Origin of the sequence: Natrinema versiforme JCM 10478 (assembly GCF_000337195.1) — an archaeon.
Lineage (GTDB): Archaea > Halobacteriota > Halobacteria > Halobacteriales > Natrialbaceae > Natrinema > Natrinema versiforme.
In genome coordinates this window covers 28,816-54,274 of sequence record NZ_AOID01000045.1, presented here as the reverse complement: position 1 = coordinate 54,274, position 25,459 = coordinate 28,816, and the positions used below count along the sequence as shown (strand labels likewise).

Genomic DNA, 25,459 nt, shown 5'->3' with positions numbered 1-25,459 from the left:
GGCCGCCGGCTTAGTTCGCGATCTCCGTGATGTCGACGTACCGGAACAGGACGAAGACGAACAGGAAGATCACGACCAGTAGCGTGATCGACAGCGCCGCCGCACTGGGGTAGTTGAGCCCCTGACTGTAGCGGTTGTAGATCAGGGAGGAGACGGTACTCGAGCCGCCGCTGAGGAACGTCGGCACGGTGAAGTTCCCGATCGTCAGCACGAACGTGAACATACAGCCGATCGCCACGCCCGGTTTGCTCAGCGGCCAGGTGACGTTCCGGAAGGTGTCGATGGGGTCTCCCCGGAGCGTCTCCGAGGCGTCGAGTAAGTCGTCGTCGATCTGGGACAGGGAGATGTAGATCGGCGCGGCCATGAACACGACGTAGTTTTGGAGGTAGCCGACGGCCTGCGAGAACCGCGAGTACAGCAGCCACTCGAGGGGGCCGCTGGTAATTCCCAGTCCCATGAGGACGCCGTTGACGGCGCCGTTCTGTCCCAGGATCGGGAGCCAGCCGAACGTTCGGATCAGTTCCGCCGTCCAGAACGGGATCACGAGGAACAACAACAGTATCGTGCCGCCGATCTGTCCGGTGTGGAATCGCAGGTAGTACCCGATCGGGTAGCCGAACAGGAGCGTGATCGCCGTCACGACGATCGCCACGCCCAGCGTGCGGACGAACGCGCTGTGGACGACGCTCGAGGTGAACACGCCGTTGACCCAGGCGAACGTCGAAATCTCGTTGACGACGCTGAACGACTGATAGGTGAGGAAGCTGTAGTACAGGACCACCAACAGCGGGACCATCAGGAACAGCAGGAACCACCCGACGGTCGGCATCGTCAGCGCGGTCACTTCGGTGATCGACACCGATCGGTCCCCCGGCAGATATCGTGAGACCCCGCTCCCGTCGTCCGCAGTTTTCGAGCTCATGGCAGTATCGTTCGTGGCTTTGGGATCGGCGTGCTATGCACTGAGGAACTCCTCCCAGCGCTGGGTCATGTAGTCGGCTTCGCTGGGCCAGATCTGGAAGAACCCGATGCGGTTGATCCGCTCCTCGATGGGGCCGCTGTCTCGAGTGCCGCCGTTCGAATCCGGCTCGCCTTCTTCCATCGACCAGTCGTACTCGGCCGGGTCGAAGAGGGCCGGTTCGTCGACGGGTTCGTAGGTCGACTCGCCCTCGTAGGCCCAGTCGTAGTACTCCGGCCCCATGCCCTCGCCCGAGTCGTCCGAGCCGTCCCGGACGAGCTCTCGGTTCTCGTAGTGGGGAACCGAGTAGCCGCGTTGCTGGACGAAGCCGGGGAACCACGCGCCCATGTGTACGTCGTCGTACAGCGAGTACGCCTCCGCGACGTTGTCCCGCTCCGCGGCCCCCTCGAGGATCGACATCCCGCCGTACCAGAACCGGTAGCCCTGCACGCCGTCGCTCATGGTGGCGTACGTACACGGCGTGCCGTCGCGCCTGACGTCCATCGCGGCCGGCTGCCAGACGTCGCCGATGACGGCCTCCTCGCCGGCCATCAGGGTCACCGACTCGCCGTACGCCTCCCACGTCGAACGGAACTGGCCGGCCTCCTTCTGCTCGACCAGGAAGTCGATCGCGGTGTCGAGCTGGTCCTGTGACGGATCGTTCAACTCACCGATGTTCGCGTCGATCATGTCGTTGTCCAGCAGGTGCATCATCGTCTGCGGAATCGTGATCGCCGCGGTCTCGCCGACGATGACCTCCCCGCTGTACTGGTCGTCGAACAGCGCGCTCCAGAGGGAGACGTCGTCGACGTACGACGGGTTGTACCCCATCGCGTCGAAGTTGTACGCGTACGGCGAGAACAGCAGTTCGTCCTTCGCGTCCCCGTCGGCCCACAGCTCCCGGGTGAACGTCTCGACCTGCTCGTCGAGGTGGCCGAGCGCCGACTCCGGATCGGTGAACAGGTCCGAGACGTTGTCCTCGTTCCAGTTCTCGAGGTCGTCGACGGCCATCGGCAGCGTGACCGGGTTATCGCGGGTCATCGCGGCCGAGCCCGACGTGTCGGTGGTGACCACGTCGATGTTCGTGGAGCCGCCCCCGAGGATCTGGGCCTGCGTGTCCCCGATCGTCGCGATCGTCGTGTTGATGTCGACGTCGGTCATCTCGGTGAACTTGTTAGCCTGCGCGTCGGCGACCGCCCAGTCGGGGCCGATCCACTCGACCGGTCGCTCGCCGTCGTCGAGCGAGTCGCTGTCTCGCCCGACCGAATCGCTGATGGTGTCGTCCCCGTCTCCCCCTCCGACACAGCCGGCCGCTCCGGCGGCGGCTCCCGCGGCAGTTAGCTGTACGAAGTTGCGTCTGCTGAGATTACTGCTAGATCCGTTCGTCATAGCACGTCAATACCAATTCTCCCAATGTGTGTTAAAGGTTTCCCAAACTTACCCCCGTTCGGTACCGTAATTACGCGGAATATACGATATCGATCCCTGACTACGGGTACGATTCGGGTAATTATTGGTGAATCGACCACTGGTGTCCGATCGCACTTTCGCACCGGCCGCCTCACTCGCCCAGCACGTCCGTCTCGAGGTCGATCCCGTCGACGACGCTCGTTTCCTCGAGCAGGGTTCCGTGGTCGGCGCTCCAGCTGACGGTAACGGTTCCGGCCGGGTCGATCCGGTCGAACGACTTGAGCTGGAGCTCCGTCTCCGTCCCGTCCTCGGCCGTCGCGGTGAGGATCACCTTCGTGCCCGAGCCGGGCTGGTGGATCACGTCGTCGACGCGGCACTCGAGTTCGTTTTCCAGCTCCGGACCGAGCGCGATGTGTTGTGGGCGCACCGAGAACGGGATCCGCTCCCCGACGAGCGACGACGGCGGCGACCGGAGGTTCTCCGTCGACGTGTGGAAAGACCCTAGCGGCGTCTCGATCAGCGCGTGCTCGCCGTTCTCGGAGACGTCCGCGAGCTCGCCTCTGAACACGTTCGAGTCGCCGACGAAGGTGGAGACGAACGCGGTCGCCGGGGAGTTGTAGACGTTCTCGACGGAGTCGGACTGTTCGACCTTGCCGTCGTTCATCACGACGATCTGGTCGGCGAGGCGCATGGCCTGAGTCTGGTCGTGGGTCACGTAGACGAAGGTCGTATCGAGCTCCCGGTGGATCCGCAGCAGTTCCCGCTCCATCCGCTTTTGGAGCTTGTAGTCCATGTCCCCCAGCGGCTCGTCGAGCAAGAGAAGCTGTGGCTCGAGGACGATGCTGCGGGTCAGGGCGACCCGCTGTTGCTGGCCCGCGGACAGCTCTTCGGGGGTCCGCTCCTCGAGCCCCTCAAGGTGCATCAGGTCGATGGCGTCGTCGACCCGGCGCTCGATTTCGTCGGGCGGGCAGTCGATCCGCTCGAGCCCGTAGGTGATGTTCTCCCGGACGGTCATGTGCGGGAACAGCTGGAAGTCCTGGAACACCAGCCCGATGTCCCGATCGTAGGTCGGCGTCTCGGTGATATCCTCCCCTTCGAGGAGGACCTGCCCCTCCGTGACGGGGATGTTGCCGATGATCGAGTGCAGGGTCGTCGACTTCCCGCAGCCGCTGGGCCCGATCAGGACACAGAAGTCGCCCGCCTCGATGCCGAAGTCGATCTCGTCGACCGCCAGCGTCCCGTCCGGATAGATTTTCGTCAGCCCGTCGACCTCGAGCGTGAGCTCTCGGTCGGGTTCGGTCGTCGCCCGCTGTACGTCCTCGGCCTCGGGGTTCGCCCCAGTCTGTTCTATGTTAGCCATTATCACTCCTCCACGAGATCCGCCGCGGTAACGGTGTCGGTCGCACTGATATTTTCGAAGTACCACGCGTCCGTCCGGTCCCAGCCGAGCGCGAGATCGTCGCCGACGGTGCCGACGTCGGGGCGACCGGCCGCGACGGCGAGGAACTCCCGGTCGAGGCCGTCGATCGAGAACGCGAACTCGGTCGTCTCGCCGGTGTACGTCCGCCCCTCGAGCGTCCCGGTGATCACGGTGTCGCAGTCGTCGTCGCCGATTTCGACTGACTCCGGGCGAACGAGGTAGAGTCCGTCCCCGCCCGAGACGCTGCCGTTTCGGGGAACCGCCTCGAGCGTCCCGATGCTCGTGTCGACGGCGACGGCGTCGCCGTCCGTCGCCACGGTGCCGTCCGCGACGAAGACGTTCGAGTCGCCCACGAAGCGCGCGGTAAAGGCCGTCGCCGGCGACTCGTAGACCTCGGTCGGCGATCCGATCTGTTCGATCTTCCCGTGGTTCATCACGACGAGCGTATCCGCGAGCGTCAGCGCCTGGTCTTGGTTGTGCGTGACGTAGATGAACGTACTGCCCAGCGAGCGGTGGATCTGGCGCATCTCGAGTTCCATCCGCTTTTGGAGCTTGTAGTCGAGGTCGGCCAGCGGGTCGTCGAGCAACATGACGTCGCACTCTCGCACGAGTTGGCGCGCGAGCTCGACCCGCTGTTGTTGTCCGCCGGAGAGCTCCCCTGGGTAGTCGTCTTTCGTGTGTTCGATCGCCAGCATCGACAGCATCTCGTCGATCCGGTCGTCGATTTCCCCCTCGGTGAACTCCCGGTCCTGTTGTTCCAATCCGAACGCGACGTTTTCGGCGACCGTCTTGTGCGCGAACAGCGTCTCCTCGAACTCCTGAAAGACGAACCCGATGTCCCGCTCCTGGACGGACAGTTCGTCGGCATCCGTTCCGTTCAGTGTGACCGTGCCGGCTTCGTGGTCGACCAGGCCGGCGATGCACTTGAGCAGCGTACTCTTCCCACAGCCGCTGGGGCCGATGACGACGCAGAACTCTCCTTTTTCGACGTTGAGCTCGATATCCCGCAGCACGGTCTCGCTACGGAACGATTTCTGTAACGATTCGATCGCAATCTCGGTAACCGTCATTACATCGTATCCTGTCGGGGGTTCTATTTAATGCTACTCCTTACGGCGAACGCGAACACTTCTGGCACATATACTCTCGGATTGCATGGAATATGGGATATAGAAATACGATTGTCTGCAATACAGGTGTTTTACACTACGAATGAATTCTGGAAGGGAACATTTAAGGTATCACTTGCGAAATCGTTTCCGTATGCGTATTCAGCTCGACCGCGAGCGGTTTATCGAGACGATGAGAGAACAGGCCGAGATCGGTGGCACCGAAGACGGCGGCCTCCACCGCCTCGCGTTGTCCGACGAGGACAAACGGATCCGAGACTGGTTCGCCGACCGAATGGAGGCCGAGGGGCTCGAGGTTCGCGTCGACGAGTTCGGAAACATGTTCGGACGACGCGAGGGGACGGACCCGGACGCGGACCCCGTTCTGGTCGGCTCACACCTCGATTCCCAACCCTACGGCGGCATCTACGACGGGGCGATGGGCGTAATCAGCGCGCTCGAACTCGTTCGCACACTCAACGAGGAGGGGATCGAGACGACCCATCCCATCGAGATCGTCAACTGGACGAACGAGGAGGGCTCGCGCTTTCAGCCCGCGATGCAGGGCAGCGGTGTCTGGGCCGGCGCACACGACCTCGAAGAGGAGTACGCCACGACCGACGCCGACGGCGTCGAGTTCGAGGCGGAACTCGAGCGGATCGGCTACAAGGGCGACGTGCCGGCCGAGCCGACGACCGAGTACGAGGCCTACCTCGAGTTACACATCGAGCAGGGACCGTCTCTCGAACTCGAGGGGAAAGACGTCGGCGTCGTGACCGGGATCGTCGGCTTCACGTGGGGAGCGATCACCTACTACGGGGAGGCCGACCACTCCGGTCCGACGCCGATGCACTACCGGTCGGACGCACTGGTCGCGGCGGCGGACGTCATCACTCAGATCCGGCGCATCCCGTCGACGCTCGGCGATCGAACCGTCGGGACGACCGGCTACATCGACGCCGAACCCAACTCGATCAACATCATCCCGAGCGAGGTCACGTTCACGTGGGGGTTCCGGGACCCCGACGACGCGGTGGTCGAGGAGGCGTTCGCTCGCGTCCTCGACGAGGCCGAAGCCGCGGCCGACCGCGAGGGGCTCGACTGGGAGTGGGAAGAGCGGATGCGAGCGCCGAGCGTCGATTTCGCGGACCAGTGTATCGACGCGGTCGACGCGGCCGCCGCCGACCTCGGCTACGACAGCATGCACATCTTCAGCGGCGCGGGCCACGACGCGACCCATCTGACCGAAATCTGCGATACGGGGATGGTGTTCGCCGTCAGCGAGGACGGCAAGAGCCACACCGAAGCGGAGTACACGAGCTGGGACGACTGTTACGCGTCCGCGAACACGCTGGCAAACGCCGCGCTCGATATCGCGGAATCGGACTCGTGAGGCCCGCTATCGAACGACTGATCACTACCGACGGAACACAGATACTGAGACGATGTCACGATTAGACGGCAAACGAGCACTGGTAACGGGCGGCACCCGTGGAATCGGTCGCGGAATCGCGGAGGGGCTCGCGGCGGCGGGGGCGACGGTCGGCGTCAACCACCCGCCCGGCGAGGCGGCCGCGGCCGACGCGGTCGTCGAATCGATCGAACGCGACGGCGGTGACGCGGTCGCGTTCGAAGCCGACGTGAGCGACGCCGACGACGTCAGCGAGATGATCGACGCCTTCGAGTCGATGCTCGGCCCGATCGACGTCCTGGTGAACAACGCGGGGATCCTCACCCAGTCCCCGCTGGCGGAGATGCCCGTCGAGATGTGGGACGAGACCATGGCCGTGGACCTCCGCGGCGTCTTCCTGACGACGCGGTTCGCGCTTCCCGGGATGCTCGAGGCGGGGAACGGATCGATCGTCAACGTCGCTTCACAGCTCGGGCTCGAGGGCGGCGAAGAACTCGTCCACTACTCTGCGGCGAAAGGCGGCGTGATCGCGATGACACGCGCGCTGGCCCGAGAGGTCGCCCCGACGGTCCGCGTCAACGCGATTGCACCGGGACCGGTCCGGACCGAGCTGCTGGACGACATCTCCGAGGAGTGGCGCGACGCGAAGGAGGCGGAACTCCCGATGGACCGACTCGGGACCGTCAACGACGTGGTCCCGACGGCGGTGTTCCTCGCGTCCGACGAGAGCAGTTACTACACGGGACAGACGCTCAGTCCGGACGGCGGCGACGTGATGCACTGAGCCTCGCCGTCCTCGGACCCGTGTGGGCCAGCCGGGCGCGACGGGTCAGTTAGCGGTGCGTCGGCCGTTCGTTTCGGTCTCGAGGAATCGGACCGTTCGACCCGCGGTTCCGCGTTCCCGTTCGTTCCTCCGGTTCGATCGATAGACGATCATTTTCGCTTGTTTTTCACTCTCGCAGTTATACCTGTCACGTTAATTTTGTTCGGTAATAGCACAGTAGCACGCTGGAAATACCTCTATTCCGCCACTTGAGGCCCACAAGACCGCCGATCCGATCTTGTCGGAAGTCCACGAATAGGTAATATATAATCGGTATTCCATTTCTAGAGCGACATTCGCACATTTCTTACGGACATATGGGTGTAAACTCGGTTCGAACGCCGCGTCCGGATCGGCCGCCGTCATGCTCTGGACGAGCGTCCCCGGTACGACGTCGTCTGGCGGAGTATCGGCACCGAGTTGCGGCACGCTCGAGCGAGCCGACGGGGCGGACGACGGTTCGGCAGTTCCGTCGGCGTTCCGACAGCACGCGTGAGACGGCTGTGCGATCGGTGTGCGACTCCTTCCGTTCGGTACGATCCCGCAACTGGTCGGGCGATACCGGTCTCGATCCCGAACACCATCCTGCGGCGCTCCCGACCGCGAGAACGTGCCGCTAAGTCCGGCTCCGATCACCGCGAGTGCGAGCGCCGTCGAGAGGGCGCTGGTCTCGGAGCCCGGCCAGACCGGGGCGCCGCGTGGATGATCACCGGACTCGCAGTCGCGTCCGCGGAGCTCGCGAACTGCCTCGCACCGAACGACACGAGAAGACGATCACCACTGCGGAGCACGCCCGGCGAGATAATCGGCAGCGCCACGACGAGAATCGGCTCGAGGTGCGTGCCGGCGACGTAGCAGGATACGAACGATAGGTGGTCACGGTTCTATTGTCCCCCGGCTCATACGATCCACTGTACGGCAGTGTAACCCCAGAGCGGTCGGGTTCGTACGGTACATCGTTCCGGCAAACCGTATCAGGCGTCCGGCCAGCGTTCGATGTAGACGCCCTTGTCGGTGTAGAAGTGGATCATGTCCTCGCCCTGGGCGTGGAGGTCGCCGAAGAACGAGTCCTTCCAGCCGCCGAAGTGGAAGAAGGCCATCGGGGCCGAAGTACCGACGTTGACGCCGAGGTTCCCGATCTCAGCCTCGTGGCGGAACTTCCGTGCGTCCGCGCCGCTGCCGGTGAACAGGCTCGCCGCGTTCCCGTACCGGCTCTCGTTCATCCGGTCGATGGCCTCGTCGATGTCCGCGACGGGTGCGAGGCCGAGCACCGGGCCGAAGATCTCCTCCCGGGAGATGACCATGTCGGCGGTGACGTCGCCGAAGACCGTCGGGCCGAGGAAGTTACCGTCCTCGTAGCCGTCGACGGCGACCTCCCGGCCGTCGAGCAGGAGCTCCGCGCCCTCCTCGATCCCCGCTTGGATGTAGTCACGGACCGTCTCCTCGTGTTCGGAGCTGATGAGCGCCCCGATGTCAGTCTCCTCGTCGAGCCCGTAGCCGACCACCTGCGCGGCGGCCTCCTCGAGGACGAGGTCGGTGAACTCGTCGTAGATCGACTCCTCGACGAGGATCACGTCGTTGGCGAGACACCGCTCGCCGCCGCAGGCGGTGGCCGACGAGACGGCCTTCGCCGCGGCGAACTCGAGGTCGGCGGTCTCCGTGACGATGATGTGGTTCTTCGCGCCGCCTTGGGCCTGGACGCGCTTGCCGTTCTGTGCCGCGCGCTCGTAGACGAGCTTCGCGATGGGCGTACTGCCGACGAAGGAGATTCCCTCCACGCCCTCGTGGTCCAGCAGGGCGTTGACGGTATCGGGGCCGCCGTTGACGAGCTGTAAGACGCCATCGGGGAAGCCGGCCTCGTCGATGAGTTCGAACAGCCGCTGGGCGACAAGCGGGTTCTGCTCGCTGGGTTTGAGGACGAAGCTGTTCCCGGTCGCGACGGCGTAGGGCAGGAACCATAGCGGGATCATGCCGGGGAAGTTGAACGGCGTGATCGCTGCGAAGACGCCCAGTGGCTTCCTGACTGCGCTCTCGTCGATATCGGGGGCGGCGTTCAGCAGGGAGCCGCTCTGCATCATCGACGGGATGCCGCAGGCGACCTCGACGTTCTCGATGCCCCGGCGGAGTTCGCCGCGGGCCTCCGCGAGCGTCTTCCCGTGATCCCTGACCAGTAGCTCCGCGAGCTCGTCTTGGTGCTCCTCGAGCAGCATCTTCAGCCGAAAGAGCGGTTGGATTCGCTCTTCGACGGGCCGGGACGACCACGTTTCGAAGGCCTCGTTGCCCGTGGCGACGATCTCGTCGACATCCGCGTCCGAACTGAACGGGACGGTCGCGAGCTCTTCCCCGGTCGCCGGGTTCACGCTCGTCAGCTCGTCGTCGCCGGTGGCGTCCCGCCAGTTTCCGTCGACGTAATTCCGTACCGTCTTGCTCTGACCGATCGACTGTCGTTCAACCATGAGGCTGACTACCGGTAGCGGTGAAATAAAATCTTCGGTGTCTTAGGACACTCTTCGAATATCTCTCCGAATAGCCCCACACTATCCCACCTCTATGCATATATTCTGAATGTTACTGGTGAAATGATACCGATCTCGGAAAGATTAATAACTAACGACTTCATACGGATGCGAACGGATGGCAGACGAAACATCACTGTCGGAGGAGCGAAGCGAGATAGAACGGCTCGACAAAGAGTACGTTTTCGGGACGTGGTCGTTCCAGAGCGAGGTCGACCCAACCGAAGTCGTCGGCGGTGAGGGCGTCCGGTTCACTGACGGGGCGGGCGAGGAGTTCATCGACTTCTCCGGGCAACTCATGTGTTCGAACCTCGGCCACTCGGCCGACGCGGTCGCCGACGCGATCGCCGAACAGGCCCGCGAGGGCGCGTACTTCGCACCCGGCTTCGCGACCGAGGCCCGCGCCCGCCTCGGCGAGAAACTCGCCGAGGTCACCCCGGGCACCCTCTCGAAGACGTTCTTCTCGACCAGCGGCACCGAAGCCGTCGAGGCCGCGATCAAGATCGCCCGTCTGTACACGGGCAAACAGAAGGTCATCTCGCGGTACCGCTCGTACCACGGCGCGACGGCCGGTTCGATCAGCGTCACCGGCGATCCCCGGCGCTTGATGGCCGAGCCCGGCGTCCCCGGCGCGATCAAGGCTCCAGACCCCTACGCCTACGGCTCGACGCTCGACCCCATGGAGAGCCTAGAGTACATCGACGAGATGCTGATGCTCGAGGGTGACACGGTCGCGGCGGTCCTCGTCGAACCGATCGTCGGCTCGAACGGCATCCTCGTCCCACCCGACGAGTACCTGCCGCGGCTCAAGGAGATCGCCCACGAGCACGGCGCGCTGTTGATCTGTGACGAAGTGATGGCCGGCTTCGGCCGCACTGGCGAGTGGTTCGGTTGTGATGTCTTCGACGTGACCCCCGATATCATGACGATGGCAAAGGGGCTCTCCGGCGCGTACGCCCCGCTGGGTGCAACGATCGTCACCGACGAGATCGCCGACCACTTCCAGGACGAAATGTTCTGTCACGGGCATACGTACGCGGGCCACCCCGTCGCCTGCGCCGCCGGGCTCGCAGCCGTCGAGACCTATCAGGAGGAAAACCTCATCGAACACGCCGACGAGGTCGGCGACTACCTCGGCGATCGGCTTGAGGAGCTGGCCGAGGCCCACCCGAGCGTCGGCGACACGCGCGGGGTCGGCCTCTTCCGGGGCATCGAGCTGACGCGGGACCCAGACGAGCGCGTCCCCTTCGGGGAGCGCGAGGACAAGATCTCGACCGGCTCGACGATCGTCGACGAGGTCGCGGCGGCCGCCCACGACGAGGGCGTCTACGTCGCAAACATGATCAACACGCTCATCATCGCCCCGCCGCTGCCGATCACCGAGACCGATATCGACGAGGCCGTCGCGGCCCTCGATACGGCCCTCGAGGTCTCCGACGCCGCGATGGACCGCTGACGGACTGCCAGCCGCCGTTACAGGCGACGAACTGCCCGATTCCGACCGCTATCTGTACTCCCCTTCCGAGCGATTACAACCCGAAACGAACCTGTGCCCGGAAACCGAACCACGACGAACCTCCCGCGCTGGGACGATCTCCGCTCCCGACGACGAGCACAACTCGCCGTTCGCCGCCGGCGCTCCCGCGTAGCTCACCACGGTCGACCGCGTCTCAGTGCTCGAGAGACCCCGCGGTCATCGAGCTGTCAGTGGCGGACTTCCGCCGGATTGACGAGTTCGCCGCTCCGGCGGGTCGTTCCACAACCCGTGAATTGACCAGCAGTTGAGGCGATCGCTGCCTCTTCTGAGCAGTTCGGATCATCGACCACCGTCCCTCGTTATCTCGAGCCCGGTACGAACAGGAGTATTCGAAGACGCTGATCCAACGCGAAGCGGTTATATAAGAAACTAATCGACAGTTTCTATATGGCAGCCTATATAACAACTAAATAACCACATATTATATTTTTTACCTACTGTAGTACATGTTCAATACTGGTCCGATTTCCGTGTCATTCGTCTCCGAAATCGAGAGCCTGTCGCTGACGGGCATACTTCAGGGACTCTCCTCCACCGACGAGAAACCCTGTGCGGTCGACATCGCGTTCCCGGATCATGCCGTAAGGAGCGAACTAGTCCCCATCAATATGGTCGAACCAAGGCTTGTATGGCTAGCTTTCGATCCCGGGTCGATTCCAGCGTACAGCCAATACCGCTCGCCGTCGAGTCGGATCACCGTTTCGTCGACCGCGACGTGATTCGGACGGCGATCGAAACCGGATTGTAGATCTGCGTTGTGGCCCAGTTGTGAACGAGTGTGTGACCGTGTTTGATACCGAATGTATAGATAAATATATTAGTCTATCTATCCGAGTACTCGGAACAGTAGTTCGAATCTGAAAGATACTAAACCGGCGAATAGTTTCTAACCGCTCCTCAAAGTCCAAGTCAAACTGCCCGATACTACCGTCGCCACTGAAAGTCAGTGCACACCTGATCGCACGACGCGCCGCGACCAGTGTGTCTCTCGTTTCAGTGGCTACTATCGGACTGCGGATTCGTTTCGGGCCTGTTCTTTGGAAACGCTACGCCTCCGCTCTTCGACCTTCTCTGACCACCGCCGTACGAATCATCATGAACCACACCACCGCCATGCCGGATCTCGACGAACCCGATCTCGAACACCTCTCCGAACTCGAGCGAAGCACCGAGAAGAACCTCGGCGCTCTCGCCGCGGAGTTCGACCTCTCGAAGTCGACGGGCCACTATCGACTGACCCAACTGAGGGAACGCGGCGTGATATCGGCGATCTCCGCGGACGTGGATCCCCGGTCGCTCGGGATGACGATGGTCGTTATCACAGGCGTGTCCGACGACACCGGTCCCGACCGCTGCGATTGACGCGAAACCGGCTCACACGCTGGTTTCTATAAATCTGACACCTGCTTCTATTCAACTCAAATAGAATGTTAATTAGACAGCTATCCCCTTATTATGTCACAGAGATAATTGTATAGCGTTCCCGGTTCTACGACGCTCGATTCGAGGAGAGTCGGTGTGTCAGCGACGGTCCGGTTCAGCGGACGTACTCGTCGATAGAGCCACGTCTGATCCTCTCGAACCACCGGAAGTACGGTCGATCGTCCGTGCCGCCGTTTCAGTCCTGCACCATCGCTGTGTACACTGCCAACCGTGTGACGACCCCTCGAGTCGTCTCACACCGTTCCCGGACGAATCGAACCGGCCACCGCGATCTCGAGTCGCGGACTGACAGCGACCCCGGTGCAGTCAGTTGACTGTGTGCGTTTCACTGCTATCTACCATTTCATTTAGTATTCTGTAAAACGGAGCTATTCATCGAAACCAGATGCAGTTCTGTGTTCAGAACGAGTATGGCGTTTCCGACTGTCGCAATCGCCCCGCCGCTCGAGCGGAATCGAAACCGTCGCATTGCTTCGGCTGCTGGGTGCGTGCATGCCCACTGTATCGAACGGATCGGTCTCGCTGTACTACGACCGCGCGGGCGAGGGCGACCCGGTCGTCTTCGTCCCCGAGGCCGGGCTCGGCGGCTGGCTCTGGGGCTGGCAACACGCCGCCGTCGCCGGCCCCTACGAGGCCGTCGTTTGGGACCTCCGCGGGACGGGCCGCTCGGACGCGCCGCCGGGCCCCTACGACCTCGAGACGCTCGTCGCCGACCTCGAGGCGGTCCTCGCCGACTGCGAGCTCACCAACGCCCACCTCGTCGGCTGCGGGCTCGGCGGCGCGATCGCGCTGTCGGCGGCCCGGACCTCGAGTCGCGTCGAGACGCTGACGCTGTTCGGGACGGCGGCTGCGGGCTCGGCGTTCGATCTCGAACCGCTGTTCGCGCCGCGGGACGACGCCGATGCACTTCGGGAGTCGCTCGAGGCGGGTTTCTCCGAAGAGTTCCGCGAGGCCCAGCCCGACGCAGTGGAGGGCATCGTTGACTGGCGGGCCGACGGCGACGCCGATCGGGCGGGCTGGGCGGCACAGGTCGCGGCGCTCGAGGAGTTCGATGCGACCGAGTGGCTAGTCGAAGTGACCCAGCCGACGCAGGTAATTCACGGCAGTGCGGACGAGTTGGTGTCGCCCGCGGCGGGCCGGGAACTGGCTCGCGGGCTTCCGCGCGGGGAGTTCAGAGGACTCGAGGGCGCGGGTCACCTCGCCTTCGTCGAGCGCTCCCGGACGGTCAACGATCTGTTGCTGGGCTTTCTCGCGGAGCACACTGACGACGACTGAATCGGCTCGCCGCTATTTAGCGTACTGTCTCTCGGGGCCCGTCGTCCCGTGCTTGCGACTGACCACCTATCTACTACGTACTCGAGCGTGGGAGGGCCCATCGTGACCCTCTCGCTGGCTCGCCGGGCCGAGCAGTTCCCGGATCGGACGGCGGTCGTCGACATCTCCGAGCAGCGGCTGTACGCGCCGGCGGAGACGATCCACGAGGATCGGGTCTCCTACGACGACCTCTCGACGATCGCGACGCGGACGGCAGAGCGGCTCGCGGCGCTGGATATCGGCCCGGGGGATACTGTCTGTCTCGTCACGCGAAACCGGGTCGCGGCGCTCGCCCTGTTTTTCGCCTGCCGGCGACTCGGCGCGACGTTCGCCCCGATTTCCCACCTGCTGACACCGGCCTCCGTCGAACGCCCGTTCGACGTTCTCGAGCCCGATCTGGTCGTCTCGGAGGCGGCCCAACGGGATCTGGTGCGATCGATTCCGTTCGACCGAACGGTGACGCTCGAGGAACTCGCCGACGCTGATCGCGCCGATATCGATCTCGACGAGCAGCACGCGGCCGGCGAGAACCCGCTACTGGCCCTCCACGGTGGGACGGGGCGTCCGATCGCCGGCTATTCGGCGGCGGCCGTCGAGCGCAACTGCACCACGGCCGTCGCGGCGTGGGGGCTCGCCGCAAACGATACCGTCCCGCTGACCGCGCGGCTGTCGGCCGTCGACGGCCTCGTCCGCACCGCGCTGTCGGTGCTACACGTCGGCGGCACGCTCTTGCTCGATCGCGCGTTCGACCCCGGTGACGCGCTCGCCGCGATCGAGGCCGAGTCGGCGACGTTCCTACCCAGCCGAGCGGCCGCTCTTCGCGATCTCGCCGCCGAATCCGGGTTCGACGCCGCCGTCGACTCGCTCGAGCGAGTACTCTGTGCGGCCCCGGTCGCCGAAGACGTCGTCGCGGCCTACCGCGACCGGGGGATTTCGGTCGCCCGGGTCTACGGCCGCCTCGAGTGTCCGATCGCCCTGAGTCAGGCGTTCGAGGAGGAGAAAGCGGCGATGGAATCCGACGCCGACGGAACCGCCATCGGGACGCCGGTGCCGGACTGCCGCGCTCGATTGGTCGACGACGCGGGGGCGGTCCTCGAAGGCGCGACCGAGGGTCGGCTGCAGCTTTCGGGACCGATGGTCGCGGACGGGTACGTACCACCTACCGGAACCGACGGCGAGAACTGGTACGACCCCGCCGAACTCGAGAGCGACGAATACGACGAGAGCGACGACCACGGTCGGTTCGTGGACGGCTGGTTTCACACCGGCGACCGGTTTCGCCGAGCCGAGGACGGCACCTACGTCCTGCTGTAACGCGCGGCGGTCGTACTCGGTTCCGTTGATCGACACGGGGGCGGGCCTCGAGATAGCCGTCCGCGGTCGCGGCAACGACGGCACGGGGCGGAACACCTATTCCCGTCGAGTCGCCACTAGGATCCAATGAGTCAACTCCGAATCGCCGTCCTGAACGCGGCCCATCAGGACGAGAACACGACGCGGAACTTCCGCCGCGAACTCGACGCTTCGCTCGCCGAATTCGACGCCACCGACGGCACGGTCCCCGACGATTTCGCATACGACGGGGCCGTCGTCACCGGCTCCCGATCGTCGGTCTACTGGGACGAAGACTGGATGGAGCCCATCAAGGAGTGGGTCGGCGAGGCGATCGATCGTGGCGTCCCTTTCCTTGGGGTCTGTTGGGGCCACCAGCTACTGGCCGACGTCCTCGGCGGGACGGTCGAAGATATGGGCGTCTACGAGGTCGGCTACAGCGAGATCGACCGACTCGGCGACTCGCGGCTGTTCGAGGGCATCGACGAGCGGTTCCTCTCCTTTACCAGCCACTCCGACGAGGTCGCCGCCCTCCCGCCGGGTGCCGAACCCCTCGCGGAAAACGACTACTCGAACCACGGCTTCCGCAAGGACCGGGTCTTCGGCGTCCAGTTCCACCCCGAGTACGACACCAAGACCGCCCGCGAACTCGTCCACCGGAAGGAACTCTCCGACGAGCGCCTCGAGTCGATCCTCGGCGAGATCACCGAATCGAACTATCAGCGGTCCTGCGAGGCGAAACTGGTCTTCGACAACTTCCTCGAGTTCGCCCGCGAGGTAAAGCGAGCCGACGGCGTCGTCGGCGATGAAGCGACGGGAGACGTGTCGGCGGTTCGCGGGTCAGACTAACGACGGGTCTACTGATTTTCGACGCCGCTAGTTTCGATGAGGATCTTCGAGTAGCGGGATCGGAGCGAAAAACAGTATCCGTCCGCAAAAACGGCCACAGCCTCGGCAGTCGTCAGTCCGCGGCGACTTCGACCTGTGCCTCGTCGGCCTTGCCGATCGCCTCGACGATGAGTTCGGCCACGTCGACGACCTCGATTTCGTCCTCGTAGCCGCCGGTCTTGCGGCCGTCCTCGTACATCGTCATGCACATCGGACAGGCGACGACGAACTTCTCGACGCCGCTGCCGGCGTCGGTGTCCTCGAGCGCCTCGCGGAGCCGTTCCTCGCTGGGTTTTGGCTCCTCTTCGAAGTCCATCCAGAGGCCGCCACCGCCGCCGCCACAGCAGAAGGAGTTGCTGCGGTTGCGGGGCATCTCGTCTAACGTACAGCCCGTTGCTTTGATGAGTTCGCGCGGGGCCTCGTACTCGTCGTTGTACCGGCCGAGGTGACACGGGTCGTGGTAGGTAACGGTGTAGTCGAGTTCGGTCCCGTCGAGGTCGAGCTTGCCGTCCTCGACGAGTTCCTCGACAGCTTGGGTCCAGTGGTAGACGTCGATCTCGCCGTCTTCGTTCCACTGTTCCTCGTAGTCGAAGGGCATCATCGGGTCGTCCGCGAACTCGTCGAAGTTGACCTCGGGATACTCGTTTTTGAACGTGTTGTAGGAGTGGGGGTCCGTACAGACGATTTTGTCGAACTCGCAGTCCTCCCACGTCTCGACGTGGTGGCCGGCCAGTTCGACGTAGAGCAGTTCCTCGCCGACTCGACGGATGTCGTTGCCGTCGAACTTCTCGTCGTCGAAGAGGATGCCGAAGCTGACGTCGGCCTCTTTGAGAATGGTCGCCAGCGAGCGGGCGACCTGCTTGTTGCGCTCGTCGTAGCTCGGGAAGTCGCCGACGTACCAGAGGTAGTCGACTTCCTCCTCGCGGGCGTCGGTGACGTCGAACTCGAGTTCGTCGGCCCAGTCGCCGCGATTGCGCGGCGAGTCGCCGAAGGTATTGCCGTTCTGCATGACGTTCTGGAAGACGTCTTGCATGCTCGAGGAGACGTCACCCTGATCGGTCAGCTGGCGGTTGAGCCGGGTGAAGCTCTTGAGGTGTTCGATCTCGACGGGGCAGGCGTCCATACAGGCCATACAGGCCATACAGGAGTCCATCGTCTCGGAGTTGATCACCGAGGTGCCGCCGTCGGCGACGATCGGTTGTTCCTCGCCGCCGGCGTCGAGATCCTCGCGGTAGGATTTCAGGTCGAGGATGACGTTCCGCGGGTCGAGCGGGCGATCGGACGCTTTGGCGGGACAGACGGAGGAACAGCGACCGCACTTGGTACAGGCGTCCTGATCGAGGATCTCCTTCCAGGTGAAGTCGTCGATGGACTCGGCGTTGGTCGCGTCCAGATCCGAGGGGACGTTCGGCAGGCGCTTGCCGGCTTTCTCGTCCCGCGTGACGACGTTCGCGAACGAGGAGATCATGTGGAACGGCTTGGCGTAGGGGATCCACGCGATGAAGAAGAACGCGATCAGCGAGTGGGACCACCACGCGAGCCAGTGGAGGTTCTCGACGTTGAAGCCGGCCCCGTTCAGTCCGGCCTGCTCGGCACCCATCGTCGGGAGCCCGACGGCGTCGAAGCTAAGCGCCATCCCGTAGGCGACGAAGCTGACGACCTCGTGTTCGGGAATCCCGGCGCTGTAGACGCGCAGCCCCTCGAGCAGGAAGCCCCCGATACCGAGCGCGAACAGCGTCCAGATGAAGAGATCGTCCTCGCTCGAGGTGTGGCGGCCCCAGAGGCGGTGGTTACGGACCCAGTAGCGGCGGTACATCGCCATGCCGATGCCGACGACGAAGAGCAGGCCCATGGCGTCGACCATGAACTGGTAGGCGAGATAGAAGTCACCGTCCCAGAACGAGAAGCCGAGAAGCTTCTGGGCGGCGTACTCGTCGACCATCAGAATGGATGTCGCGATAAACAGCGTCAGGAAGCCCCAGAGGATAAACGAGTGCATCAGGCCGCCGTAGAGGTCCCTGTTGAACTGTTTCTCGTTCGAGAGCGCGATTTTGGCCGCGCTCGCAATACGGCTTTGCAGATCGTTCAGACGCGGGAACGAATCGTCGTCGCCCGCCGCGTAGCGGGCGAACCGCCGGTACACGCCGTAGGTGAAGACGGCGATGGCGGTAAACGCGAGGAGGTAAAACACCGCGTATTCCACGCTGGTGATTCCCCAGTACGTTTCCCTCGCGACGTCCGACTGTGCTAGCGCGTGCATGTCCAGTAGAGGGGGAGGGCTGTAACTTAATTCTTGCCACACCGGCTGCCAGACCACCTCGACGCCGTCTTGCGAAAATTTCTTGGCCATTTCGAGTTTATAATTGTCGTTGCTGTCAATAGTCTGAGCCAACGTAGACTGGCAACAGGTTTAAATAGACTCCTATCTGGAGTGTCCACCCATGAACGATAAAACCGAGGAACTCCGGGATATCTTCACCGATGTCACCGACGGCGAGGAAACTGTCACCGAGTCCCAAGAGAACACCCGCGGTTCCCTCGAGCGAGACGAGCGCTCGGACGAGGACCGCCTCGAGAGCGTCGTCCAACAGATGCGCGAACGCTACGCGTTCGAGACGGGGCTCTCGGACGACGAACTGATATCAGTCGCCAGGGCCTTCTACGACGACCGGAGCGACGAGGCGATCGCCGACGACCTCGGTGTCGACACCGCCGACGTCTTCGAGGCCCGCATGTCGCTTCACCTCGTGGGCGAGGACGACGCCGACGAAGTCGACCTCGCGGCGATCCGTGATCGCGAGGAAGACGACGCCACGCTCGCGGATGAGTACGACGTCAGCGCGGATCGAATCCGGCGCTACCGCCGCGTCGCCGCGGCCGAAGACGAATCGCGAGCGGCAAACGACCGCTACCGCGACGAGTTCGATAGCATCCTCGCGGACTCGGAGCTCTCCGAGCAGATAACGTCCGATCTCCGTGAGGACGGCCTCGAGGACGCGACGGAGGGAATGGAAACCAACGTGGACTTCTAACAACGAACTTTTTTCACCGGGTCCTCGCTCGCTTCGTCTTCGCGCGGCGAAGCCGCGCGAACGGTCCGCGGGACCTTCGGTCCCGCGCTACTCGCTCAAACCCGGCCAAAAAACTTCGATGAAAAAAGGCCGAGCGCGCCGCGGGCGCGCTCGGTGCGACTGATTGCACCGCCGTTTCGGACGAGGCTTTTTATAATAGCGGGCGGCCAGACGGTTCGTGACTGACACTCGAGTCTCGTTTAGCGATTTGCGGACCGCCGCCTACTGCACGCGGAAGTGTTACTACGAGCGGACCCGCGACGACGTCGACCGCGAGCCGCCACCCGAGGTCGCACGGATTCGGGACCTCGAGCCCCGGTACGAAGCCCTGCTCGAGGCCCCGTCCGGTGACCTCGCGGCGGAACCGATCGCCCACTCGCCGGCCCAGTACCGCGATCGGTTGGCCGGGACCAAACGGCGACTCGAGGACGCGGGCCAGTGGGAGCGGCTCCGAAACCCCCGCGATCGGGAGGTGTTCGCGACCGGTCGGGACTGTCGCGGGATCGTCCACAAGGTGCTCGGGGAGCCGCTCGAGCCGGTAGTGATCTCGCCGGGCAAACCCCCCGAAAACGGCGTCTGGGGGCCCCAGTCGGTCCACGCGGTCGCGGCCGCCAAGGCGCTGGCGTGGGAACACCAGGAACCGGTCGAACGGGCGTGGCTCGAGTATCCGGCCTATGGTGTGATCCGATCCGTCCGGATGACGACGCGACGGAAAGCCAAGTATCGGAGCGCGCTCCGGACGGTTCGGGAACTGGATGGGCCACCGTCTCGGACGAGCAATCGCTCGAAGTGTGAGTCCTGTGAGTTCGCCGCGGAGTGTGGCGTCAAAACCCGGACCGTGCGGTCGCTGCTGGGATTGTAGCCCGTCGGCACGAGCTACCGACCTAGCGCGTCTTTCAGGACCGCGGTCGTGACGGCGAAGACGAGCCCGAAGGTGATGCCGATCAGCACCGCTCTCTCGCGGGACTGCCCGCCGAATACAATCCCACTGCCGGCGTACACGCCGCCGGGGACCGCGATGGCGAGGAGGAACCACAGCACTGGTTGCGTCCGGAACCACGACTCGTTGGTGGGATGACTGCTCATGGGGCGACGTATGCGAACCTGTCGGGTCGTTGTCTTATATAGCTACCGTCGCCAAACGGGACGGCAGCAGCGGGAACCGGGCGATCGGCAGTCGCGACTGTCGAGGTTCAGTGTCGCTCGAGCCACGCCTCGATTTCGTCGGCCTTCGCGCCGCGGCGGTGGATCGTCCCGCTCGAGACGTCGACGACGGTGCTCTCGGTCCCGCCGTCGGTTTCGCCCCCGTCGAGGACGACGGCTGCGGCCTCGCGGATCTCGGGATCGAGATCGGCGGGCCGGCGGGCGCTTTCCCGCCCGCTGACGTTCGCGCTGGTCGCCGTGATCGGCGTGCCGGTCCGCTCGCAGAGCCGCAGCGCGATCTCGTTGTCGGGCACCCGAATTCCGACGCGGTCCCGCCCGGCCGTGAGTTCGTCGGGGACGGCCTCGCGTCGCCGACAGAGGACCGTCACGGGGCCGGGGAGAAAGGTTCCCATAAATTGCCGCTCCCGCTCGGTCGCGCGGACGTGTTGGAGCGCCGACGGGACCGAGGGCACCGCCATCGAGATCGGTTTCGATCGATCCCGGCCTTTCGTCTCGAAGACCCGCTCGACGGCGACTCCCTCGAGGGCGTCCGCGGCGAGGCCGTAGACCGTCTCCGTCGGGTAGACGACGAGCTCCCCCGCCTCGATCGCCTCGGCTGCGCGGTCGAACTCGCTCATTCGGTTCGAAATCGGCGGATCGCGCGCAAAAAGCTGTCGCTCAGTGCCGGCCGCTCACTCGAGGCCGAGTTCCGACTCGAGGGCGTCGTAGTCGGGGAAGTTGGGCCAGTCGGTGGCGACCCACGCGCCCTCGATGGTGCGATCCGAATCGAGCGCGAAGAAGGCAACCCGGGGCTCGCTGATGCCGGTCATGCCGTCGAGGTCGTGGTCGATCCCGTACGATTCCGCGACCCTGTTGCCAGGGTCGGCGAAGAACGTGAAGGGCGAGTCGTTGTCCTCGAGGAACCGCTTGACGCCGTAGGGCGTCGAGGCTGTAATGCCGACGACGCGATCCGCGCGCTCGTCCCAGTTGCGCTCCGCGAGTTCGTCCCAGACGTACTTGGCGACAAAGGAGCCGGTCATCGGGGTGAAGACGAGGATCGTTTGGCCGTCGCCCTCGCCGACGAACTCCGACAGCGTTCGGTCCTCCCAGAACTCGTCGGTGACGAGCGGTCGGGTGAACTCGGGGGCTTGCTCGCCCGGTTCGGGATGGTCTGCCGGACCGAGTTCGACGACGTCGAACTCCGGCATCAGTCGTCACCTCCGGCACCCGCCGCGGCCGCGTCGGGACGGTTGTCCTCGCCGTAGGTCGACTCGAGGTAGTCCACGATGTTGGCGCTTTCCGCCATCGTCACGCCCGTGGTCTCGTCGACGACGACGGGAACGGTCCGGACGCCGGCGACGCGCTTGACGACGTTCCGCTCGGAGTGCATCGGTTCGACGAACCGCGACCGGTACTCGAGGTCGTACTCGGTGAGCAGCCGAGCGACCCGCTCGCAGTACGGACAGCCCTGGAGCCGGTAGAACGTGATCGGTGGCGCTGCGGTCTCGCTCATGGACGCTTGTAGGGGAACGGATCGGGTAAACGTGTCGTCGCCGGCGGCGCTGTCCGTGACCCGTTGTAAAATGGGAAACGGTTAACCGATCCGGCTATAAGGCTGTACATCAATGGCGTTGTCTCCGCTGCTTGCGGTTCCGTTGGCTGCCTACAAAGTCCCGTTCGTGGGACTCGAGTTCGATCAGTCGGTAGTGACGACTCTCGGCGCGCTCGCCGTCGTCGTCCTCATCGCCCTCTCCGCGTTCTTCTCTTCGTCCGAGATCGCGATGTTCAACCTGCCGAGACACCGACTCGAAGGGATGATCGAGGACGACGTTCCCGGCGCGGAGTTGGTCAAAGGGCTCAAGGACGACCCCCACCGGCTGCTCGTGACGATCCTGGTCGGCAACAACATCGTCAACATCGCGATGTCCTCGATCGCGACGGCGATCCTCTCGATGCACTTTGGCGGGCTGGTCGGGGTCTTGCTGGCGACGTTCGGGATCACTGCGCTCGTCCTCCTGTTCGGCGAGAGCGTCCCCAAGTCCTACGCCGTCGAGAACACCGAATCGTGGTCGATTCGCATCGCGAGACCGCTGAAGGCGACGGAGTACTTCCTCTTTCCACTGATCGCCCTTTTCGATTATCTCACGCGCCAGATCAACAACCTGATCGGGTCGACGGGCGCGATCGAGTCGCCCTACGTCACCCGCGACGAAATTCAGGAGATGATCGAGTCCGGCGAGCGTGAGGGCGTCTTAGAGGAGGAAGAACACGAGATGCTCCAGCGGATCTTCCGCTTTAACAACACGATCGTCAAGGAGGTGATGACCCCGCGACTCGACATGACGGCGGTTCCGAAAGACGCCGAGATCGACGAGGCGATCGAGACCTGTATTCAGAGCGGTCACGCCCGCGTCCCCGTCTACGAGGGGAGCCTCGACAACGTCCAAGGCGTCGTCCACATCCGCGATCTGGTGCGCGATCTCAACTACGGCGAGGCCGCCGACGCCGAACTCGAACTCGCCGATCTCATTCAGCCGACGCTGCACGTGCCCGAATCGAAGAACGTCGACGAACTCCTGACCGAGATGCGGGAAAACCGGATGCACATGGCGATCGTCATCGACGAGTTCGGCACCACGGAGGGGCTGGTGACGATGGAGGACATGATCGAGGAGATCATCGGCGAGATCTTAGAGGGCGGCGAGGAACAGCCCATCGAGACGATCGACGACGACACCGTCCTCGTCCGCGGCGAGGTCAACATCGAGGACGTCAACGAATCCCTCGAGATCGACCTCCCCGAGGGCCAAGAATTCGAGACCATCGCCGGCTTCATCTTCAACCGCGCGGGCCGGCTCGTCGAGGAAGGCGAGGAGATCACCTACGACGGCGTCCGCATCACGGTCGAGACCGTCGAGAACACCCGCATTCTGAAAGCCCGGCTCAAGAAACTCGAGGTGCCCGACGAGGAGAGCGAGGCGGAGCCGGAAAGCGAGGCTGCGCCGATGGAAGTCGACGAGAACGACGAGTAACGTCGCCGCTCGAGTGTTTCGACCCGTCAGTCCCGCGATTCGACGATCGCCGCGACGTCGCGGGCGACCGCCGGCGGAACGACGATCCGGCGCGGTCCCTGTACGTACTGGCCGTCCGGTTGCGCGTACGTGAGTCCCAGCACCGCGGCGTCCCCGATTTCTCGGACTGACACGGCGTCGATCACCGCGAGGTCGATCGCCTGCTCCGGCTCGTAGAGGTAGATCGTTCCCTCCTCGCGGTCGAGCGCGCCGACGGACTGCAAGAACGAGGCGAGGACGAGCGCGACGAGCGCGAGCGGGAGACAGAGCGCCGCCAGCCCGGTAAAGGGACCGGCACCGGCCAGCAACCCGGTCTGGGAGACGTACCGGCCGATTCCCATCAGCCCACCGATGACCGCCGCCATCACGACCGTGCCGACGGCGGCGTCCATCGCCCGTCTCAGGCTCGCTCCCGAGGGCGCGTCGACGGGGAGCCGCCGGACGAGCCGCTCGAGGTGTCGTTCGGTTTGACTCGAGGCGGCCAGCGCGAGGACCGTCGCGGCGAATGCGACGACGAGCGCAGTGATGATGGTCCGGCCGGCCCCGCCGGCGGCTTCGCCGGCGACCCTGTACAGTCGCCACCAGATGACGATGCCGATCGCGGCGAAGAAGGTCCCGACCCCGACCATCCACAGGAGGCGGACGGTGCGCGAGGTGGTTGCGTCCCGCCGCCACTGGATCGTCTCGTCGGGGGTCTCGGTGACGTCGACGGCGTCCTCGTCCATACTCGAACTCACGATCCGTCGTGTAAAGACCGTTCGATGTCGGCCCGCTCACCACTCAGAGGATGACCGCGGCGACGGCGATGTAGCCGACGTAGGAGACGATGATCGCGCCGGCGAGCGACCCGATCCACGCAAGCACGGTAAAGCCCATTTTGCGACCGCTGACGCCGCCGCCGCTGCCGGCCGCGGCGTAGCCGCTTCCGATGATCGCGCTGACGATGATTTCGTTGAACGAGACGGGGATTCCGAAGAGGACCGCGCTCTGGGCGATCATAAACGAGGGGATGAGCGCGGCGATCGACCGCCGCGGCCCCAGCGAGGAGTAGTCCTGCGAAATCGCCTTGATCATCCGCGGCGCGCCGGTCCACGACCCCAGCAACAGGCCGAAGCCGCCGCCGACGAGCATCGCGATCAACGGCAGATCGAGCTCACCCGACAGCGGGATCAGCGGGCCGATCGCGAGCCCGACCTGACTGCCGCCGGCGGAGAAGGCGACGAGCCCCCCGAGGATCAGTAGGAAGTGGCGCTCGCCGCGTTCGGTTCCGTTCCTGAGATCGAGCGCGATCGCGCCCGCCCAAAGCGCCGCGATCACGAGCGTCACGGCGGCGGTCCCGGCGATCGCTGGTCCACCAATCCAGCCGCTCGAGGCCTGTGCGATCGATTCTCCGCCGGATCCGGATCCGAGGAGCGCGAACTCGATGTTGGCGACGATCGCACCGACGACGGCGGCCAACACGATGATGAGGTACTCCTCGGCGACCACCTCGGAGCGCAGTGCCCGGGCGACCGCGTAGGCGATGGATCCCCCGATGAACGGCGTCAACACCCACAGCGTGGCGATTTCGGTGTACTTGGCCCACGCGGGGTCGCCGCCCATGGCGAACCCGACCCCGATGACCGCCCCGGTAACCGTAAACGCCGTCGCTATGGGATACCCCGTGAAGATCCCGATCGCCACCAGTCCGGCCGCGATGAGCAGGGCGATCGTCGCGGCCAGCGACGACAGCGTCACGCCGCCGATCAGTTCCGTCCCGACTGCCTCGGAGACGTTCGCGCCCTGTAAGACCGCGCCGGCGAAGCCGAGCAGCCCGACGAGAAAGCCGGCCCGCATCACCGAAATCGCGTTCGCGCCGACCGCGGGGGCGAAGGGTGTCGAGCCGCTCGAGCCCGCACCGATCGCCCATGCCATGAAGAGACTCGCAAGTGCGGCCACGAGAAATGTTCCCAGCGTGGCGATTTCGACCATCTACTGGCTTCCTATTAGCGGACCGTACAAGTGTGTGCCGAC

22 protein-coding genes are annotated in these 25,459 nt (G+C 64.3%); 10 read left to right on the top strand and 12 right to left on the bottom strand.

What is annotated here, in order from left to right:
- Positions 1 to 10: 10 nt before the first annotated feature.
- The 4 genes from C489_RS14265 to C489_RS14250 form a co-directional block, all read right to left on the bottom strand.
- Complete coding sequence (locus tag C489_RS14265; RefSeq protein ID WP_006432012.1) at positions 11 to 922, bottom strand: ABC transporter permease; 912 nt, start codon at positions 920 to 922, stop codon at positions 11 to 13.
- Between the two features lie 33 nt (positions 923 to 955).
- Positions 956 to 2,347, bottom strand: a complete 1,392-nt coding sequence (locus C489_RS14260; RefSeq protein WP_006432011.1) for an extracellular solute-binding protein — start codon at positions 2,345 to 2,347, stop codon at positions 956 to 958.
- 172 nt (positions 2,348 to 2,519) lie between these two features.
- Entirely contained in the window at positions 2,520 to 3,728 is a 1,209-nt protein-coding gene (locus C489_RS14255) for an ABC transporter ATP-binding protein (protein WP_006432010.1), read from the bottom strand.
- Positions 3,729 to 3,730: 2 nt separating this feature from the next.
- Positions 3,731 to 4,858 carry an ABC transporter ATP-binding protein gene (locus tag C489_RS14250; protein WP_006432009.1) on the bottom strand — a complete coding sequence of 376 codons (1,128 nt, stop codon included), beginning with the start codon at positions 4,856 to 4,858 and terminating at the stop codon, positions 3,731 to 3,733.
- A 193-nt stretch (positions 4,859 to 5,051) separates the two neighbouring features.
- Here C489_RS14250 and C489_RS14245 point away from each other — a divergent pair, with 193 nt between their 5' ends.
- Complete coding sequence (locus tag C489_RS14245; protein ID WP_006432008.1) at positions 5,052 to 6,290, top strand: Zn-dependent hydrolase; 1,239 nt, start codon at positions 5,052 to 5,054, stop codon at positions 6,288 to 6,290.
- A gap of 52 nt (positions 6,291 to 6,342) precedes the next feature.
- Positions 6,343 to 7,092 (top strand): SDR family NAD(P)-dependent oxidoreductase, encoded by a 750-nt coding sequence (locus C489_RS14240; protein WP_006432007.1) that lies wholly within the window; start codon positions 6,343 to 6,345, stop codon positions 7,090 to 7,092.
- A gap of 1,013 nt (positions 7,093 to 8,105) precedes the next feature.
- Here the strand turns inward: C489_RS14240 and C489_RS14235 are convergent.
- On the bottom strand, positions 8,106 to 9,587 hold the full coding sequence (locus C489_RS14235; protein WP_006432006.1) for a CoA-acylating methylmalonate-semialdehyde dehydrogenase: 1,482 nt from the start codon (positions 9,585 to 9,587) through the stop codon (positions 8,106 to 8,108).
- 178 nt (positions 9,588 to 9,765) lie between these two features.
- On the opposite strand from C489_RS14235, the gene C489_RS14230 reads away from it, so the two are divergent.
- From C489_RS14230 to C489_RS14210, 5 genes are all read left to right on the top strand, one after another.
- Positions 9,766 to 11,103, top strand: coding sequence for an aminotransferase family protein (locus C489_RS14230; protein ID WP_006432005.1), 1,338 nt, complete (start codon positions 9,766 to 9,768; stop codon positions 11,101 to 11,103).
- Between the two features lie 1,176 nt (positions 11,104 to 12,279).
- Complete coding sequence (locus C489_RS14225) at positions 12,280 to 12,546, top strand: Lrp/AsnC family transcriptional regulator (RefSeq protein ID WP_006432004.1); 267 nt, start codon at positions 12,280 to 12,282, stop codon at positions 12,544 to 12,546.
- Positions 12,547 to 13,119: 573 nt separating this feature from the next.
- Positions 13,120 to 13,902 (top strand): alpha/beta fold hydrolase, encoded by a 783-nt coding sequence (locus C489_RS14220; RefSeq protein WP_006432003.1) that lies wholly within the window; start codon positions 13,120 to 13,122, stop codon positions 13,900 to 13,902.
- A 102-nt stretch (positions 13,903 to 14,004) separates the two neighbouring features.
- Entirely contained in the window at positions 14,005 to 15,255 is a 1,251-nt protein-coding gene (locus C489_RS14215) for a class I adenylate-forming enzyme family protein (protein WP_006432002.1), read from the top strand.
- A 126-nt stretch (positions 15,256 to 15,381) separates the two neighbouring features.
- Positions 15,382 to 16,122, top strand: coding sequence for a type 1 glutamine amidotransferase (locus C489_RS14210; RefSeq protein WP_006432001.1), 741 nt, complete (start codon positions 15,382 to 15,384; stop codon positions 16,120 to 16,122).
- A gap of 112 nt (positions 16,123 to 16,234) precedes the next feature.
- Here the strand turns inward: C489_RS14210 and C489_RS14205 are convergent, their stop codons facing one another.
- Positions 16,235 to 18,421 (bottom strand): (Fe-S)-binding protein, encoded by a 2,187-nt coding sequence (locus C489_RS14205; RefSeq protein WP_006432000.1) that lies wholly within the window; start codon positions 18,419 to 18,421, stop codon positions 16,235 to 16,237.
- Positions 18,422 to 18,602: 181 nt separating this feature from the next.
- Here C489_RS14205 and C489_RS14200 point away from each other — a divergent pair, with 181 nt between their 5' ends.
- The gene (locus tag C489_RS14200) at positions 18,603 to 19,193 is read left to right on the top strand and encodes a hypothetical protein (RefSeq protein ID WP_006431999.1); all 591 of its coding nucleotides are present in this window, start codon (positions 18,603 to 18,605) and stop codon (positions 19,191 to 19,193) included.
- Between the two features lie 217 nt (positions 19,194 to 19,410).
- Positions 19,411 to 20,094, top strand: coding sequence for a CRISPR-associated protein Cas4 (locus tag C489_RS14195; protein ID WP_049890889.1), 684 nt, complete (start codon positions 19,411 to 19,413; stop codon positions 20,092 to 20,094).
- 14 nt (positions 20,095 to 20,108) lie between these two features.
- Here the strand turns inward: C489_RS14195 and C489_RS14190 are convergent, their stop codons facing one another.
- From C489_RS14190 to C489_RS14175, 4 genes are all read right to left on the bottom strand, one after another.
- Complete coding sequence (locus C489_RS14190) at positions 20,109 to 20,318, bottom strand: hypothetical protein (protein WP_006431997.1); 210 nt, start codon at positions 20,316 to 20,318, stop codon at positions 20,109 to 20,111.
- 107 nt (positions 20,319 to 20,425) lie between these two features.
- The gene (locus C489_RS14185; RefSeq protein WP_006431996.1) at positions 20,426 to 21,013 is read right to left on the bottom strand and encodes an L-threonylcarbamoyladenylate synthase; all 588 of its coding nucleotides are present in this window, start codon (positions 21,011 to 21,013) and stop codon (positions 20,426 to 20,428) included.
- A gap of 54 nt (positions 21,014 to 21,067) precedes the next feature.
- A complete protein-coding gene (locus C489_RS14180; RefSeq protein WP_006431995.1) occupies positions 21,068 to 21,583 on the bottom strand; it encodes a redoxin domain-containing protein in 516 nt (171 codons plus the stop codon).
- Positions 21,583 to 21,888, bottom strand: a complete 306-nt coding sequence (locus C489_RS14175) for a glutaredoxin family protein (protein WP_006431994.1) — start codon at positions 21,886 to 21,888, stop codon at positions 21,583 to 21,585. The genes C489_RS14180 and C489_RS14175 overlap by 1 nt, the downstream gene beginning before the upstream one ends.
- 112 nt (positions 21,889 to 22,000) lie before the next feature.
- Between C489_RS14175 and C489_RS14170 the strand changes: the two genes are divergently transcribed.
- Positions 22,001 to 23,407, top strand: coding sequence for a hemolysin family protein (locus C489_RS14170; protein ID WP_006431993.1), 1,407 nt, complete (start codon positions 22,001 to 22,003; stop codon positions 23,405 to 23,407).
- A gap of 26 nt (positions 23,408 to 23,433) precedes the next feature.
- Here C489_RS14170 and C489_RS14165 read toward each other — a convergent pair whose 3' ends face one another.
- Both C489_RS14165 and C489_RS14160 read right to left on the bottom strand, forming a co-directional pair.
- The gene (locus C489_RS14165) at positions 23,434 to 24,171 is read right to left on the bottom strand and encodes a hypothetical protein (protein ID WP_006431992.1); all 738 of its coding nucleotides are present in this window, start codon (positions 24,169 to 24,171) and stop codon (positions 23,434 to 23,436) included.
- A gap of 55 nt (positions 24,172 to 24,226) precedes the next feature.
- On the bottom strand, positions 24,227 to 25,417 hold the full coding sequence (locus tag C489_RS14160; protein WP_006431991.1) for an inorganic phosphate transporter: 1,191 nt from the start codon (positions 25,415 to 25,417) through the stop codon (positions 24,227 to 24,229).
- Positions 25,418 to 25,459: the final 42 nt, after the last annotated feature.

Coding starts and splice junctions, on each gene's coding strand:
- C489_RS14265 (WP_006432012.1), bottom strand. CDS start 922: ATGAGCTCGAAAACTGCGGACGACGGGAGCGGGGTCTCACGATATCTG.
- C489_RS14260 (WP_006432011.1), bottom strand. CDS start 2,347: ATGACGAACGGATCTAGCAGTAATCTCAGCAGACGCAACTTCGTACAG.
- C489_RS14255 (WP_006432010.1), bottom strand. CDS start 3,728: ATGGCTAACATAGAACAGACTGGGGCGAACCCCGAGGCCGAGGACGTA.
- C489_RS14250 (WP_006432009.1), bottom strand. CDS start 4,858: ATGACGGTTACCGAGATTGCGATCGAATCGTTACAGAAATCGTTCCGT.
- C489_RS14245 (WP_006432008.1), top strand. CDS start 5,052: ATGCGTATTCAGCTCGACCGCGAGCGGTTTATCGAGACGATGAGAGAA.
- C489_RS14240 (WP_006432007.1), top strand. CDS start 6,343: ATGTCACGATTAGACGGCAAACGAGCACTGGTAACGGGCGGCACCCGT.
- C489_RS14235 (WP_006432006.1), bottom strand. CDS start 9,587: ATGGTTGAACGACAGTCGATCGGTCAGAGCAAGACGGTACGGAATTAC.
- C489_RS14230 (WP_006432005.1), top strand. CDS start 9,766: ATGGCAGACGAAACATCACTGTCGGAGGAGCGAAGCGAGATAGAACGG.
- C489_RS14225 (WP_006432004.1), top strand. CDS start 12,280: ATGAACCACACCACCGCCATGCCGGATCTCGACGAACCCGATCTCGAA.
- C489_RS14220 (WP_006432003.1), top strand. CDS start 13,120: ATGCCCACTGTATCGAACGGATCGGTCTCGCTGTACTACGACCGCGCG.
- C489_RS14210 (WP_006432001.1), top strand. CDS start 15,382: ATGAGTCAACTCCGAATCGCCGTCCTGAACGCGGCCCATCAGGACGAG.
- C489_RS14205 (WP_006432000.1), bottom strand. CDS start 18,421: ATGCACGCGCTAGCACAGTCGGACGTCGCGAGGGAAACGTACTGGGGA.
- C489_RS14200 (WP_006431999.1), top strand. CDS start 18,603: ATGAACGATAAAACCGAGGAACTCCGGGATATCTTCACCGATGTCACC.
- C489_RS14190 (WP_006431997.1), bottom strand. CDS start 20,318: ATGAGCAGTCATCCCACCAACGAGTCGTGGTTCCGGACGCAACCAGTG.
- C489_RS14185 (WP_006431996.1), bottom strand. CDS start 21,013: ATGAGCGAGTTCGACCGCGCAGCCGAGGCGATCGAGGCGGGGGAGCTC.
- C489_RS14180 (WP_006431995.1), bottom strand. CDS start 21,583: ATGCCGGAGTTCGACGTCGTCGAACTCGGTCCGGCAGACCATCCCGAA.
- C489_RS14175 (WP_006431994.1), bottom strand. CDS start 21,888: ATGAGCGAGACCGCAGCGCCACCGATCACGTTCTACCGGCTCCAGGGC.
- C489_RS14170 (WP_006431993.1), top strand. CDS start 22,001: ATGGCGTTGTCTCCGCTGCTTGCGGTTCCGTTGGCTGCCTACAAAGTC.
- C489_RS14165 (WP_006431992.1), bottom strand. CDS start 24,171: ATGGACGAGGACGCCGTCGACGTCACCGAGACCCCCGACGAGACGATC.
- C489_RS14160 (WP_006431991.1), bottom strand. CDS start 25,417: ATGGTCGAAATCGCCACGCTGGGAACATTTCTCGTGGCCGCACTTGCG.